Origin of the sequence: Methylobacterium sp. 2A (assembly GCF_009806555.1) — a bacterium.
Classification (GTDB): domain Bacteria; phylum Pseudomonadota; class Alphaproteobacteria; order Rhizobiales; family Beijerinckiaceae; genus Methylobacterium.
Map to the genome: position 1 here is coordinate 266,340 of NZ_VUOK01000058.1, position 15,019 is coordinate 281,358.

The window sequence follows — 15,019 nt, forward strand, 5'->3', positions numbered from 1 at the left end:
TCTCAGAAATCGATCGCGGCGAAGAAGACCGCGAACAGGCCATCGAGGACGATGACCATGAAGATGGACTTCACGACCGAGGCTGTGACGTGGCGGCCGAGGGATTCCGCCGAGCCCTCCACGGCGAACCCCTCGATCGTGGCGATCACCCCGATGGTCAGCGCCATGAACGGCGCCTTGATCAGGCCGACCATCACGTGGTGGACGCCCACCGCCGCCTGGAGCCGGGCGAGGAACTGGTCGAGGGTCAGCCCGCCGTAGAGCATCGCGGTGAGGCCGCCGCCGGCCAAAGCCGCGAGGTCGCCGATCAGCGTCAGCATCGGCAGGCCGATCATCAGGGCGAGCACCCGGGGCACGATCAGGATCTCGACCGGATCGAGGCCCATGACGCGCAGGGCATCGACCTCCTCGCGCATGCGCATGGAGCCGATCTCGGCGGTGATCGCCGAACCGGAGCGGCCCGCCACCATGATGGAGGTGAGCAGCACACCGAGTTCGCGCAGGATCAGCAGGCCGATCAGGTTCACGACGAAGGTCTGCGCGCCGAAGCGCTGCAGCTGGAAGATGCCCTGCTGGGCGACGATGCCGCCCACGAGGAACGAGATCAGCACGATGATCGGCGTGCCGTTGAGCGCCACCTGCTGGATCTGGTTGACGAGCGCGTTGCCCCGGAACGTGCCCGGCCGCAGGACGACGCGGCCGCAGGCGGCGATCAGCTCGCCGAGGAAGGCGAGGGCGGTGACGAATTCCTGTCCGCCGCGCACGGTCTGGCGGCCGGTGGCGTCGAGGGCACCGACGATCAGGCCGTGCCGCCGCGGCGCCGGCTGTTCGGGCTCGCGCAGGCGGACCTCGCCGAGCAGGGTGCGGTGCTCCGGCCGGACCTCGTGATAGGTGAGGGCGCCGCCGGCCTGCTCGATCTCGGCCCGGGTCCGCTCCAGCACCCAGGCGCCGAGCGTGTCGAGGCGCTCGATCCCCGACAGGTCGAGGGCCACGGGCCCCGTCCGGCCGGACGCCGCGATGCGCGCGGCCGCGGCCTCGACGGCGGGCGCCTGGTCGGCGGTCCAGCGGCCGTCGAGCTGCAGCCGGCCGTCCTCCGGCCGGTCCCGCACCGATGCGCCCGCCGGGGCGGCGGGAACAGTGCCCTGACTCAGCAAGACCCTCTCTCCTCGATCGAGGCACCACCCTGCCGGGCGGTTATGTCGACATTACGGTTGACGATCCGTGTCCACCGTCACCCCTGTCGCACGGCGGGAGGCGAGGGCGAGCCCGAGCCCGGCGGCGGCCAGCGGCGCCATCAGCAGGAAGGCGAGGGGGCCGCCGGCCCGATAGGCGAGGCCGCTCACCAGGGTGGCGGCCACGGAGATGCTGGCATTGACCGCGCTGAGCGTGCCCTGCGCCCGGCCCCGCGCCCCGTCCGGGGCGTAGGCCGAGACCGCCGCCATGGCGCCGAGCTGGGTCGCCCCGAAGGTCAGCCCGTGCAGGGCCTGCAGCGGCACCAGGGCGGCGAGGCGGTCGCCGATCAGGAACATGCCGCAAGCCCGCAGGATCGCGGCCGCGGCACCGAGGCTCAGGAGCCGCACCGGGCTGCGCCACGCCGCCGGCAGGGCGGGCATGGCGGCGAACAGCACGATCTCGGAGAGCACGCCGACCGCCCAGAGCGACCCGACCCAGGCGGTCGGGATGCCCTCGCTCGTCCAGTAGATGCTGCCGAATCCGTAGATTGCCCCGTGGCTCGCCTGGATCGCCGCGGCCGCGCCGATGCAGAGCCAGAGCTTCACGGGTAGCCGCGGCTGCCCGGTCCCGTCCTCGGCCCGGGGCAGGCCCGTCACCGAGCGGCTGCGCCACGCCACCAGAGCCGCCCCGAGGGCGAGGCCGGTGAGCAGCAGCGGCACCGCGAGCCGGCCGCCGAGCGCCGAGAGCAGGAACCCGCCCGCGAGGTTCGCCAGCAGGAAGGCGATGGATCCCGCCATCCGGATCCGGGAATAGGCGAGGCGGCTGTCCTGGCGCACGGCCGCGAGGGTCAGGTAGTCGATGCAGGGCACGAGCGGCGCCCCGGCCACCGCGTTGAGCACGATCAACAGGGCGAGCGGCGGCCAGCCGATCCCCGCGGCTCCGGGCATCAGCGCGTAGGTCAGGCTGAGAGCGAGGCTGCCAGCGAGGATCATCCGGCGCGGCCCGAGCCCCCGGTCGAGCAGGCTCATCAGCGGCGCGGTCGCGGCGATCCGGGTGGCGATCGGCAGGGCGAGGAGCACGCCGATCACCCCGGCATCGAGCCCGAGGGCATCGAGCCAGAGCGGCATGAAGGGCATCGCGATGCCGATCTCGGTGAAGACGACGGCGTAGAGCAGCGACAGGCGCGCCGGGCCGGACGGGCGGGACAAGACGGGGCTCGGCGGGAGGGGCGGGGAGGGCGTTTCGGGCGAGAGCCCGGCGGCGGGCGGCAACCGTAAGCGCCCGTTAAACGGATCCTGTCAAATTGGCGCTCCCGCATGGCCGTCCTCCGAGGGCCGGCCCACCGATCGGGACGACAGCACCCGCGTTCAGGGAAACCCATGTCCGGTCCCGCCACCCCGAGCCAGACCGCGTCGGCCGAGTACGAGGCCATCGAGGCGGCGATCTCGGTCACCGAGCGGGGGCGCTGGTTCCTGGCCGAGCATGCCCGCCGCAACCGGGGGGCCGAGACCGAGATGCTGCTCGGGGCGATCGCCCGCCTGGAGCGGACGGTCACGGAGGATCGCAGCCACGAGGCGTTCGGGCAGCTGCGCGGCAACCTCGTCGAGATGGCCGACGCGATCAGTCGGACCAAGGCCGAAATCGCCGCGATCAGCGCCGCCAACCACGAGCAGACCCGCCTTACCGAGGCCTCGCTCGCCCTCGACAGCATCGTGCGCGAGACCGAGCGGGCGACCTCCGACATCCTCGGCTCCGCCGAGGCGATTCAGGAGGCGGCCTGGACCCTGCGGGAGCGGGGCGCCGACGAGGCGGCCTGCGACGCCCTCGATCACCATGCGACCGCCATCTACACGGCCTGCTCGTTCCAGGACCTCACGGCGCAGCGCACCGCCCGGATCGTCTACACCCTGCGCTACCTCGAAGACCGCCTCTCGGCGATGATCGCGATCTGGGGCGAGGAAGCCGAGCCGGTCCCGCCGCTGACGGAAGCCGGGTCCGCGGAGATCGGCGCGTCCGATCTCTGCCAGAGCGACATCGACCGCTACATCGGCATGGATGTCCCGGCCGTGACGGCCGCCGCCCTCGTGGCCCGGCCGGGCAGCCTGCCGCTGCACGAGGATCTCGTGTTCCTGCCGGTCGCGGGCGAACCCGAGGCCGACGAGGCCGCCCCCGAGAACGCCGTGACTGAGAACGCCGTGATCGAGAGCGCCGCGGACGACGCGCCGGCCCGCGACGTGCCCGAGCGCGACCGGGCCGGGTTCGACGCCGACGCCCCGGAACCAGACGGCGTTCAGGCGGAGCCGGAGGAGCCGGAGTCGGTGCTGAGCCTCGCCGAGATCGATGCCCTGCCGCCGGAGCAGCGGCTGGCGCTGTTCGCCTGAGCGAGACGCCCCAACATCCGCCAGCGCGTCACGGATCGGTGAAACCGGATCCCCCTTTCGCGCGGCATGCTCTATCACGGGCGCCCCGCCGAGACCTCCGAGACCGCGCCCCGTGGCCCTGCACCTGATCAAGCTCTGCGTCGGCCCCGCCTCGATCGCCGACCTTGAGACCCGGCAGGCCCGCTTCCTTGCCGAGGCGCAGCGCGACGGGCGGCCCGCCGCACCGTTCCACGTCACCCGGACCCTGCCGAAGCGCCACCGCGAGATTACCGGGCGGGGCTCGATCTACTGGGTGATCCGCGGGACCCTCTCCTGCCGGCAGGCGATCACCGCCATCGAGCCGCTGACCGGCGAGGACGGCATTCCGCGCTGCCGGCTGGTCTTCGATCCGCGCCTCGTTCCGGTGGCCCCGCGGCCATACCGCCCGTTCCAGGGCTGGCGCTACCTCCCGGCCCGCGACGCGCCGGCCGATCTCGGCGCCGAAGCCTGGGGCGACCTCGCCGAGATGCCGGAAGCCCTCCGGCGAGAGCTGGTCGGCCTCGGGCTGCTGTGACAGCGGTGCGACGAAGGGTAAGCCCGGGTCCGCGTCCTGGTTTTGGCGCGGATCCGAGCCTCCCCCTGAAGAGGGGCTGGCGGATTTCCAGATCGAATTTGGGGCCATCGCCGATCGGCAGATCTGGCGATCCAGACCTGCTAGGCGCTCTGCCTCCCCGGCAAAGGGGGGAGGGTGGCCCCTGCGTCAGCAGGGGTCGGGTCGGGACGAAGTCCCGCAAGGGGGAACCCGGCTTCAGATGGAGGCGCGACCCTCATGAAGGCCAGCGTTCGGTTCTGCACCGTCGCTCCCCTCTCCCGACTCCCTTCGCGGCTCTCCCTCCCCCGCAGAGGGGGGAGGGAGAGCCGCAGCTCCACCCACAACCAATGCCACGCCCCTATGCGCCGTCGAACCGCCCGCTGGCATGGGCCAGCATCGTGTAGACCTTGCCGGTCTCCGAGGTGAGATAGGCGTCGGTCCGCTTGGCGTCGCTGTCGTTCTTGACCACGTCGCCGAGCAGGCGCTCGAACTCGCTGACGTAGCGGTCGACGCTGCGGCGGAACTCCGCATCCGTCCGGTAGCGGCGCTGGATCTCCGTGAAGGTCGCCCGCCCCTGCGCCGTGTAGATCCGCGGGTCGAACAGGTTCGGCTCGCCGCGGCGGTACCGCTCCCACAGATCGACCGCGGTCCGGTGCTCGATCATCTTGGCGATGTCGGTCGAGATCGTGTCGAGGGCGATCCGCCCGGTCTCGGCGGCCGCCACGGCGGGCCGGCGCGCCGAGGATGCGGGGGCGGGGGCCGGCGCGTCCGCGGCCGGCACCTCCTCGTCGTCGTCCAGCGAGGCGCGGGTCAGCAGGTCGGACAGCCAGCCCCGCTTGTCCCCGGCCCGTGCCGGGCCGGCGGTGCGGGTCGGCGCGGCCGAACGCGGCGCCTCGCTCCGGGCCTGGCCGGACGCGGCAGGCCGCGGCATCGCCGGAGCCGGCAGAGCCGGGGCGGGCGGCGCAGCGGAGGGCGCCGGCGCGAAGGAGGCCAGAGGCGCCGACGGAGCCGCAGCCGGCGCCGCGACGGAACGCCCGCCGCCTTCGGCGGTCCGCCGCTGCGCCTGCGGCTGCGCGACATCCACCGTGCGGCCGGAGCGGGAGACCAGGGACGAGAGCTCGTTGAGCGCCTTGATCTGGTCGGCCACCACCCGGCGCATCTCGCCCGTGGCGTCCTGCGTCTCGCGGGGCAGTTCGAGCACGCCCTTGGCGAGTTCGGCGCGGGTCGCGTCGAGTTCGCCGCGGATCGAGCCCGCCATCTCGCGCAGCGCCGAGAAGGAGTCGCCGAAGCTGGCCTGCGCCTCCTGGAAGCCGGTGCGCATGTCGCGCGCCGCCTCCTCGAGGGCCTGTCGCACGCCCTGGGCGGCCTTCTCGCCCTCGGCGCTGGCGCTCTCCTTCAGGTCGGCGAAGGCGCTCGTCACCGAGGCGCCGGCGCCCTCCGCGGTCCGGGTCAGGGTCTCGCCGACGCTGCGGGCCCGCTCCTCGGCGGCGCGCAGGGTCTGCTCGATCGTCCGCTCCAGGGCCTTGCCGTTCTGCTCCAGGGCGGCGGCGCGGGCCTCGAAGGCGGCGAGCGCCTGGGTGAGCGCCGTCTCGCGGCCAGACAGGGCCGAACCCAGCCGCTCCTCGATGGCGGCGAGCGAGGCGGCGGCCCGATCGAGGGCCGCCACATGTGCGCCGGTCTGCTCCGCGAGCGAGCGGCCCCGTCCGTCGAGGGTCTCGGCCAGGCGGGAGGCCTCGCTCAGCGCCCCGTCGGCCGCGCCGCGCAGGGCCTCGACCTGGGACGAGACGCCCGCGCTCGCCCGGCCTGTCTCGGCCGCGATGCGCTCCAGGGCCGTCTGGACCTGCTCGATCCGGCCCGCCAGACCCTGCTCGATCGCACCGAGATTGGTGTCGGCCCCGGCCACGAGATCGCTGAGGGCGCGGTTGGCAGCCTCGATCCGCTGGAGCAGGCTGCCGAGTTCCCGGCCCATCCGGTCGTTGGTCTCGAACAGTTCCGAGAGCGTGCGGCCGGCTCCGTCCTCGATGGCGGCGCGCAGCAGCTCGGCCGAGGCCCGCGACTGCACGGCCAGTTCCTCGGTCCGCTCCCGCAGGCTCTCGGCCAGCGGCATGCCGGTCTCGGACAGCGCCCGCTCGATCGCCTCGGCCCGGTCGGCCAGGGCGCGGGCGAGGTCGAGCATCGGCCCGTCGATGGCGCCGCGCAGGCGCTCGACATGCCCCTCCAGGGCGTCGCCGACATTGCGGCCGCTGTCGTCGAGGCCGGCGAGCAGGGCGCCGCCCCGCTCCTCGATCCCACGGACCAGGGCCTCGGCACTCTCCGCGAGGCGACGCGACAGGGCCTCGCCGCGGGCATCCACCAGGGCACCCAGGGCCTCGGTGCGCCGCTCGAAGGCGGCCCCCAGCGCCTCGATCCGGGCATCGATCAGGCCGCCCAGGATCGCCTCGCGCCGGCCGAGCGTCTCGGCCAGGGCCGCGTTGTGGGCGTCGACCTGCTCGGCATGGGCGCGGGCGCGCTCGTCGAGGGCGGCCACGAGGTTCGCGGTGCGCTCGTCCACGAGGCTCGCGAAGGCCTCGTGGCGGTCGTCGAAGGCGTTGGCCAAGGTGTCGGCGCGCTGCGCCACCAGGGTCGCGAACAGCCGCATCCGGCTGTCGATGCGCTGGGTGAAGGCGTCGGCGCGGGCATCGACGTCCTGGGCCAGGGCCTCGCTATGCGCCGCCACGGCTTGCGCCAGGGACGCCGCGCGCTCCTGCACGACCTCGTCGAGGGTGCGCAGGCGGGTGTCGAACACCTCGACCAGGGCGCCGGTGCGGCCGTGGGCGGTGTCGATCAGGGCCTGGCTGCGGTCGTCCAGCAGCCCCTCGATCGCCGCGCGCGCCTCCTCGAAGGTGGTCTGCAGGGCCGCGATCCGGGCATCGACCCGCTCGGACACGTCGCGGCCGGTCCCCTCGACGACGGCGCCGAGGCGAGTCTGGACCCGGTCGAACAGGGCCTGCAGCTCGCCCGTCCGCGCGCGCAGGGTCTCGGAGATCTGATCTTCGCGCGCCTCCAGCAGGCCCGCGATGGCGGGGTGCGCATGGTCGATGGTCGCCTGGAGCGCCTGGGTCCGCTGCTCGATCGCCCCGGCGATCTGCCGGCCGCGGGTATCCACGAGGCGGTCGATCTCGCCCTGCGCCCGCTCGAACAGGCCCTGAAGGTCGGAGAGGCGGTTGTCGAGCACGTCCGCCATCTGGGTCGGCGCCGCGTCGAGGGTCGTGCGCAGGCCCTCGGTCCGGGCCGCGATGGCGTCGGCGACTTCCTGGCCGCGGACATCCACGAGGTCGCGCAGGCCGGCCTGAGCCTCCTCGAACAGGGTCTGGAGCCGCTGCGTGCGCGCGTCGAGGGTGGCGGCGAGCTGGCGCTCGCGGGTCTCGACCAGCGCCGAGACGGCGGCGGGGGCCTCCTCCAGCACGGTGCGGAGGGACTGGATGCGGGCATCCACGGTGGCGGCGAAGCGGCCGCCGCCGCCCTCCACCAGGGCGTCGAGGGCGCCTTGAGCCTCCTCGAACAGGGTGCGCAGGGACTGGGCCCGGGCACTGAGCGTGTCGGCGAGGCGGTTGCCGCGCCCCTCGACCAGGGTCTCGAGATGGCCGAGCCGCTCGTCGAACAGGCTGCCGAGCTGCCGGGTCCGGTCCTCCAGGGCGCCGGTCGCGGTGCCGAACACGCCGTCCAGGGCGGCGACGAGCGCCTGGCCGCGGCCGTCCAGCGCGTCTTTGATCGGGCCCATGCGGCCGTCGAGGGTGGCGGCCAGGGTGCCGGCGTGACCGTCCAGCATCACGCGGATCTGGTTGGTGCGGTCGTCCAGCAAGGTGTGGACCGTGCGCACGCCGTCGTCGAGCAGGCCGCTGATGTCGGCGGTGCGGCTCGACAGGGTGTGGCCCAGGCGGCCCTCGCCGTCGTCGAGCATCCGCTCGGCATCCGCGATGGTCTGCTGCAGCTTGGCCAGCACGCTCTCGCCGCGCTGGTCGATCAGCTCCGCGAGCGACGTGCCGCCCCGGTCGAACAGGCGGGCCAGCTCGGTGATCCGGCCGCCGATCGCCCCGAACACAGCCCGGCCCTTCTCGTCGAGCTCGCCCGACAGGCTGGCGATGCGCTCGTCGATCTCGCGCGCCAGCAGATCGGCGCGCTCCGCGAAGGCGGTGCGGACCGCCTCGGCGCGGGCGGCGAACGTCGCGTCGGCGCTCTCGGTGCGCTCGTCCATCAGACGGACGAGGGCCTCGCCGCGGGCCGACAGCGCGGTCTCGAGGCCGCGCGTGGCCTCCTCGATCGTCGCCGTGAGGGCGCGGACGCGCTCGGCCATGGCGCCGTCGAGCCCGCCGGTCCGGTCGGCGATCGTCGCCACGAGGTCGCGGGTCCGGCCGGCCAGTTCCTCATCCACCGCGCGGGTGCGCGCCTCGATCACGCGGATCGCCTCGAAGGCCTGCACGCCGAAACTCTCGTCCACGAGGCGGGCGCGCTCGTCCAGCGTCTCGGCGATCGCCTGGAGGCGGCTGACCACGCCGGAATCGAACTGGCCGGCGCTCTCCTCGATCCGGCGGGCGATCTCGCCCGTGTGCCGGGCGATGTCCTGCCCGAGCCCGGAGGTGCGGCCCTCCAGCATCTCGACCAAGCCGCGATGCCCTTCGGCCATGATGCGCGCCATCTCGTCGGTTCGGGCGCGCAGCGTCTCGTCCACCGCATGGGCGCGGTCGCCGAGATGGCTGTCGATATGGCCGACGAGCTCCGCCACGGCCGCCCCGATCTCGGCGGCCCGACGTGCGGAACGCTCCTCCAGGCTGCCCAGATGGGTCTCGATCAGGGTTCCGGCCTCGTGGGCGCGGGCCGAGATCGTCTCGGCCACCGCCTGCCCCTTGCCGGTCAGCAGACGGTCCATCTCCTCCAGCCGGGCGCCGACGGTCTCGCCGAGGGCCGCGGTGTCGCGGCCGATCCGGTCGGCCAGGATGTCGCCGCGGGCGATGGTCTCCTGCAGGGCGGCGAGGCGGTTGCCCAGCGTCTCGTCGATCGCCCGGACCCGCCCGTCGGCGGTCTCGGCGAAGCTCGCGCCGGTCTGGCTGAGCGTGTCGGCGATGCGCGCCCCCTGGCTCGCGACGGCGAGCACGATGTCGCGGCCGGTGACGCTGATCCGGGCCTGGGTCTCGTCGGCGTGGCCGGCGAGCAGCTCTGCGACGCTCCGGCCGTGCTCGCCGAAGGCCGCTTCCATCTCGCCGATCCGGGCGGCGAGGTCGGCCGAGATCGCGCGGGCGGCCTCCGCGAGGCTGCCGGTGGCGTCGCCGGTGCGGGCGGTGAGCTCGCGGTTGAGGTCGTCGAGGGCGGCGCGGACGGCCGAGACCGCCTCGGTGCCGCGGGTGCCGAGATCCGTGCCGGCCCGGTCGGCGGCTTCGAGGAACCGGGCCATGAGGGCGGCGGTCTCGGCCTCCACGGCGCCCGCCACCTCGGTCGAGGCGGTGCGCAGGGTCTCCAGGGTTGCGGCGAGGCGCGCGGCGGCGTCCCGGGTCTGCGCCTCGGCGGCGGTGCCGGTCTGCTCGGCGGCGGCGCGCAGCGCCTCGGCGGCCTCCTCGGTCCGCGCCCCCAGGGCGGCGGCGGACTCCGCGAGCCGCCGCTCCAGGATCCGCACGGCCTCCAGGGTCCGGGCCTCGACCGCGCCCGTGGCGGCCTCGGTGGTCCCGTGCAGGGCGGTGGTGGCCTCCTCGGCGCCGCGCCGGAGCGCCGCGACCGCTTCGGCGGTGCGGCCGTCGATCTCGCCCGACAGGCCCTCGACCGTGCCGCGCAGGGACTGGACGGCGGCCGCAGCCCCCGTCTCGAAGCCCCGACCCAGGGCCGTGAAGGCGGCCTCCAGGTTCGCCGCGACCGTGTCGGTCCGCTCGGCGATGCCGGTCCCGGCGCGCTCGGCCGCGGCGGCGACGCGGGTCTCCAGATCCGCGGCCCGCACCGTCACGGTCTCGTCGAGCCGTGCCGCGATGCCGTCCATGCGCTCGGCGACCGCGCCGCCGCGCTCCGTCAGCGCGTCGGCGATCCGCTCGGCGGTACCGATCAGCGCGTCGCGGACTTCGCCGGCCCGGACCGCCAGGGTCTCGCCCGCGCCGCCGGCGGCGAGCGCCAGGGCCGCCTGCGCGTCGCGCCCGCGCCCCTCGATCGCCTCGGCGACCGACAGACCCGTGGTCTCGATCTCGGCCCGCAACGCCGTGCCGCGGCCCGCGATGTCCTGGGCGAGGGCCGATCCGGTCTCGGCGAAGCGCGCCGTGATCTCGGCGCCCATCGCGCCGAACCGGTCGGTCAGCTCGGAGCCGCGCGACAGGAACACGCTCTCCAGCCCGGTGGCCGAGCGCTCGAAGCTCTCGCGCACCGCGCCGGCCTGGCGCTCCAAGGCCGCGCCGACCTGCGCGCCGGTCTCCTCGATGCTGCGGGCCAGGGTGCCGGCATTCTCGGTGAGGCGGCCCGCCAGGGCGGCGCCGGCTGCCTCGAAGGCGCCGGTCGCCTCGCCGGCGCGGCTCTCGAAGGCGCGGGTCAGGTCCGCGCCGACCTCCTGCAGGCTGCCGCGCACCGCCTCGCTGGTGGCCGTCAGCGTGTCGATCAGGTCGCTGCCGCGGGCGGTCATCAGGCCGACCACCCGGTCCCCGGCCTCGCCGAGGGAGGCGGTGATGGCCGCGCCGCGGGTCTCCAGGGCGCCCGTCACGCGCTCGCCCGCGCCGTTCAGGGCGGTCACGATCCGGTCGGAGGCGCCTTCGAGCTCCTGGCTCAGGCTCTGGTGCGAGCCCGTGATGGCGTTGCGCACCCGGTCGGCGTTGGTGACGATCGCCTCGCGCTGGGCGACCAGCTCCTCGACCAGGGAGCGGATGCGGATCTCGTTGTCGGAATAGGCGCGCTCCAGGGTGGCGATCTCGCCGCGCACCAGAGTCTCAAGCTCGCCCGCGCGGGCGAGCGCCCGCTCGACGCCGTCGCCCACCGCGGCCACCTCGCGGCGCACGGTCTGCGACATGGTCAGCACCGCGTCGGTCGAGAAGCTCTCGGGCTCGGCCAGACGCACCGCGACCTCGCCGACCGCCCGGGCGACGAGGCGCATCTCCTGGGCGCGCACCGCCAGCATGGCGGCGATCACGAACAGCACCACCGGGCCGAACAGGGCCGCCGCCCCCACGCTCGCCTGGAGCGCGGAGAGCCCCGCCACGACGCCGCGCAGGTCGCCCCCGGACTTCGTCCAGGCGATCAGCACCAGGGCGCCGATCCAGGCGAGGCCGGCGGCGAGGGCGAACAGATAGGGCTTGGGCGAGGAGCGCACCCGCAGGGTCTGCTGCAGGATGCCGATGTTGCGCCGGTCGTCATTGGCCACGAGCGACCGGTCGGGGGGCAGGAGCCCACCCTCGCGGCGCGGGCGATCAAGGCCGGGCGGAGGCAGGTCGGAGGCGAGCGGCGGATCGAGATCGAGGCGCGGCGGCATGGTCCGGCCGCCCATGTCGAGTCCGCCGTCGAGCAGCGGATCGGCGTCGCCGACGTCGGGCAGGCGCGGCTCGGCGCGGCCTTCGAGGCCGTTGGGCGTCAGGGCGTCGAGGTTCAGCGCCTGCTCGATCGCAGAGAGCGCGGCCTCGGCCGGGTCCTTCAGCTTCTTCTCGGTCGCCATTCAACGCCTCGTGACACGGGTTCACCGGCACCTTGGGGGAGGCTGATGCCGGAGACGCAACACCCCGTTTACCATTACAAGATTAGACCTGGGCAGCGATTGCCGATACCCGAGCCCCCGGTCGGCCCCAGAAAACGTTAACCGAATGGTTACCGACCCTGCCGCTCACCGCCTCCACATCGTGCCGCAGGGGAGGGGTCCGGCGCGATCCCCCGCGGGCGAATCAGGGGGTGAATTGTGTGGATCAGATCCGCAATCCCCAGAGAACACGGAATCCGGGGGCGCCGACGGGTCACCGATCGACCGTGCAGCCCTCGACGCGCAGACCGGCGGTGACATCGATCTCGCCCGCGAGGTGCTGGCCCTGTTCGCCGGCCAGTGCCGGTCGCTCCTGCCCCGTCTGACCGATCCCGCTCTGCCGCGGAGCGAGCGCGCCGACCTCGCCCACACGCTCAAGGGCTCGGCCGCGGGCGTCGGGGCCGCGCGGGTCCATGCGCTGGCGGCTGTCGCGGAGACGCGCCTGCGCGGGGAGGGACAGGCCCCCCTGGACGAGCTGGTGGATGCGGTCGAGGCGGCCCTCCGCGCCGTCGCGGCCGGGCGAGCCTGAGGGCGTCGCCGGTATCCGGAGGCCGCGCGCATCGCTCCGGAACGGCGCGCGCGGCGATGCGGCGATCGATCCGGGACGGGCGTCAATCGCCGCGCTTGCATTCCGTGGGTTCAACCGCCAAGCAGTCACGCCGCCCGTTGGACTGGTTTTGCCCGACGCGAGCCCGGAGCCTCAGCATGCCCAAGATCACCTACGTCGACCACGCCGGGACGGAGAGGACCGTCGAAGGCAGCGTCGGCGCGACCGTGATGGAGACGGCTTTGCGCAACAACGTGCCGGGCATCGACGCGGAATGCGGCGGTGCCTGTGCCTGCGCCACCTGCCACGTCTACGTCGCCGAGGACTGGATCGAGGCGGTCGGCAAGGCGCAGGACATGGAGCAGGACATGCTCGATTTCGCCAGCGACGTGCGCGAGAATTCCCGCCTCTCCTGCCAGATCAAGATCACCCCGGCGCTCGACGGGCTCAGGGTGACGACGCCGTCGCAGCAGGGGTAGGCAACCGGCCATCCGGCTAAAGCGCGAGGAGGCGCTGCCTCAGCGGGACGGGCATTTCCTTCGGTCTGACACGCGCGAAGGTGATCCTGTGTTGAGCCGCGCACGAGAAGCGCCTTTCGCCCAGTTCGGCTTCGCTTCCGATTTGCACGGTGCTCGCGAAGTCGCATTCGACTCTCCGTGAAATCCGCGCGGCGCTATGTTCAAGCGTGGGGTTCATCATATCCTGAAAGGCGACGCCATGTTTCGGGATGACGCTCTGGGAGCTTGCGCATGACGATAGCCAGAGTGCGGCGGGAAGGGGATGTGGAGCCGTCCGGACAGACCGCACAGCAGCGTGAGGCGCGCCTCGAAGCTGAGGCGTCGATGCTGGCGGTCGCCAGGGCGGATATCGAGCATGGTCGATACATCGCGGATGGGGATGTGGATGCATGGCTCGCGGCTTGGGAAAGCGGAGAGGCTGTCGAGCTACCTGAGGCTTCAGCGAGTTCGCCCAGGCCCTGATCTCCTGCCTGCGGACTTCGGACTATGGCGTTTCGCGTCAGAATCTCCCGTGCGGCCGCCGCCGACCTTGTTCATATACGGCAGTGGCTTCGCCAACCCGGGGCTGGGGAAAAGGCGGCACACCGGCTTGCTCGGGTCAACGAAGCCGTTCGTGACTTACGATATCATCCGCTGAGGTGGCCAGAAGGCGAGTTTGAAGGAATACGGTCTCGCAGCGTAGCGGGTCACCGTATTCTGTACGCCGTCACAGACGATGAAGGCACGGCGACGGTCGACGGACTTCGCGTGTTTGGACCGGGCCAGAACCCGGACAGCCCTTGACGCCCTAGCTCCTTTTGCTGGCTCTCACCGCACCAGCGCCCGCGCCGCCGCGTCGATCCCCTCCAGGGTGAGCGGAAACATCCGCCCCGAGACGAGCCGCTGCACCATCCCGATCGACTGCGTGTAGCCCCAATGCGTCTCGGGCACCGGGTTCAGCCACGCCGCCTTGGGGAAGTGGTCGAGGAGCCGCTGCATCCAGACGGCGCCGGCCTCCTCGTTCCAGTGCTCCACCGAGCCGCCGGGGGTGGCGATCTCGTAGGGGCTCATCGAGGCGTCCCCAACGAAGACGAGGCGATAGTCGCTGCCATAGGTGCGGATCACGTCGAGCAGCGGCGTCTTCGCCTCGTGGCGCCGCCGGTTCTCGGTCCAGACCGCCTCGTAGGGGCAGTTGTGGAAATAGTAATGCGCGAGGTGCTTGAACTCCGAGCGCGCCGCCGAGAACAAAGCCTCCGCCTGCTCGATGTGCCAGTCCATCGAGCCGCCGACATCGAGGAACAGCAGCACCTTCACGGCGTTGCGCCGCTCCGGCCGCAGCTTCACGTCGATATAGCCCTGGCGGGCACTCGCGCGGATCGTGCCGTCGAGGTCGAGCTCCTCGGCCGCCCCCGTCCGGGCGAAGCGGCGCAGGCGCCGCAGCGCGAGGCGCATATTGCGCGCGCCGATCTCCCGGTCGTCGTCGAGGTCCTTGAACTCCCGCTTGTCCCAGACCTTCACGGCCCGGAAGTTGCGGTTGCCGTCCTGGCCGATGCGGATCCCTTCGGGATTGTAGCCGTAGGCGCCGAACGGTGAGGTCCCGCCGGTACCGATCCATTTCGAGCCGCCCTGGTGGCGCTCCTTCTGCTCGGCCAGACGCTGCTTCAGGGTCTCGAACAGCTTGTCCCAGCCGAGCGCCTTCAGCTCCGCCTTCTCGGCCTCGGTCAGGTATTTTTCCGCGAGCTTGCGCAGCCACTCTTCGGGAATGGGCGTCGGCCCCACCGCCTCGCCGAGGGTCTCCAGCCCCTTGAACACCGTGCCGAACACCCGGTCGAACCGGTCGAGATGCGCCTCGTCCTTCACGAGCGCCGTGCGGGACAGGAAGTAGAACGCCTCGACGTCGTGCTCCGCGAGCCCCCGGTCGAGGGCGCCCAGCAGGGTCAGGTACTCCTTCAAGGAGACAGGGACCTTGGCGTCCCGCAGGGCCGTGAAGAACTGCAGCAGCATCCCGGAAGAACGCGCCACTTGGCGAAGCGGGTCAAGTCCAGCCGAATCGGACTCACTGGGGCCAAGCTTGGCGGGACTTTCCGGAATCGATTCCGAATCTTCACGGATGGCCGACAGGAT

General features: G+C 72.9%; 9 protein-coding genes. 5 read left to right on the top strand and 4 right to left on the bottom strand.

What is annotated here, in order from left to right; translation table 11 throughout:
- Positions 1 to 2: 2 nt before the first annotated feature.
- Complete coding sequence (locus FVE89_RS26235) at positions 3 to 1,109, bottom strand: MlaE family lipid ABC transporter permease subunit (protein ID WP_342390042.1); 1,107 nt, start codon at positions 1,107 to 1,109, stop codon at positions 3 to 5.
- A 96-nt stretch (positions 1,110 to 1,205) separates the two neighbouring features.
- A complete protein-coding gene (locus FVE89_RS26240) occupies positions 1,206 to 2,381 on the bottom strand; it encodes an MFS transporter (RefSeq protein WP_161393077.1) in 1,176 nt (391 codons plus the stop codon).
- 171 nt (positions 2,382 to 2,552) lie between these two features.
- Between FVE89_RS26240 and FVE89_RS26245 the strand changes: the two genes are divergently transcribed.
- Both FVE89_RS26245 and FVE89_RS26250 read left to right on the top strand, forming a co-directional pair.
- Positions 2,553 to 3,554 (top strand): hypothetical protein, encoded by a 1,002-nt coding sequence (locus FVE89_RS26245; protein WP_161393078.1) that lies wholly within the window; start codon positions 2,553 to 2,555, stop codon positions 3,552 to 3,554.
- Between the two features lie 112 nt (positions 3,555 to 3,666).
- Complete coding sequence (locus tag FVE89_RS26250; RefSeq protein ID WP_161393079.1) at positions 3,667 to 4,107, top strand: DUF1489 domain-containing protein; 441 nt, start codon at positions 3,667 to 3,669, stop codon at positions 4,105 to 4,107.
- Between the two features lie 376 nt (positions 4,108 to 4,483).
- Here FVE89_RS26250 and FVE89_RS26255 read toward each other — a convergent pair whose 3' ends face one another.
- Positions 4,484 to 11,773 (bottom strand): hypothetical protein, encoded by a 7,290-nt coding sequence (locus tag FVE89_RS26255; RefSeq protein ID WP_161393080.1) that lies wholly within the window; start codon positions 11,771 to 11,773, stop codon positions 4,484 to 4,486.
- Between the two features lie 298 nt (positions 11,774 to 12,071).
- Here FVE89_RS26255 and FVE89_RS26260 point away from each other — a divergent pair, with 298 nt between their 5' ends.
- From FVE89_RS26260 to FVE89_RS26270, 3 genes are all read left to right on the top strand, one after another.
- Entirely contained in the window at positions 12,072 to 12,380 is a 309-nt protein-coding gene (locus tag FVE89_RS26260) for an Hpt domain-containing protein (RefSeq protein ID WP_342390041.1), read from the top strand.
- A gap of 176 nt (positions 12,381 to 12,556) precedes the next feature.
- On the top strand, positions 12,557 to 12,877 hold the full coding sequence (locus FVE89_RS26265) for a 2Fe-2S iron-sulfur cluster-binding protein (RefSeq protein ID WP_161393082.1): 321 nt from the start codon (positions 12,557 to 12,559) through the stop codon (positions 12,875 to 12,877).
- A gap of 270 nt (positions 12,878 to 13,147) precedes the next feature.
- On the top strand, positions 13,148 to 13,378 hold the full coding sequence (locus tag FVE89_RS26270; RefSeq protein ID WP_161393083.1) for a hypothetical protein: 231 nt from the start codon (positions 13,148 to 13,150) through the stop codon (positions 13,376 to 13,378).
- Positions 13,379 to 13,723: 345 nt separating this feature from the next.
- Here FVE89_RS26270 and FVE89_RS26280 read toward each other — a convergent pair whose 3' ends face one another.
- Complete coding sequence (locus FVE89_RS26280; RefSeq protein ID WP_161393117.1) at positions 13,724 to 14,899, bottom strand: VWA domain-containing protein; 1,176 nt, start codon at positions 14,897 to 14,899, stop codon at positions 13,724 to 13,726.
- Between the last annotated feature and the right edge of the window lie 120 nt (positions 14,900 to 15,019).

Bases quoted from the DNA above. Each gene is read 5' to 3' on its own strand.
- FVE89_RS26245 (WP_161393078.1), top strand. From the start codon at position 2,553: ATGTCCGGTCCCGCCACCCCGAGCCAGACCGCGTCGGCCGAGTACGAG.
- FVE89_RS26255 (WP_161393080.1), bottom strand. From the start codon at position 11,773: ATGGCGACCGAGAAGAAGCTGAAGGACCCGGCCGAGGCCGCGCTCTCT.
- FVE89_RS26265 (WP_161393082.1), top strand. From the start codon at position 12,557: ATGCCCAAGATCACCTACGTCGACCACGCCGGGACGGAGAGGACCGTC.
- FVE89_RS26270 (WP_161393083.1), top strand. From the start codon at position 13,148: ATGACGATAGCCAGAGTGCGGCGGGAAGGGGATGTGGAGCCGTCCGGA.
- FVE89_RS26280 (WP_161393117.1), bottom strand. From the start codon at position 14,899: ATGCTGCTGCAGTTCTTCACGGCCCTGCGGGACGCCAAGGTCCCTGTC.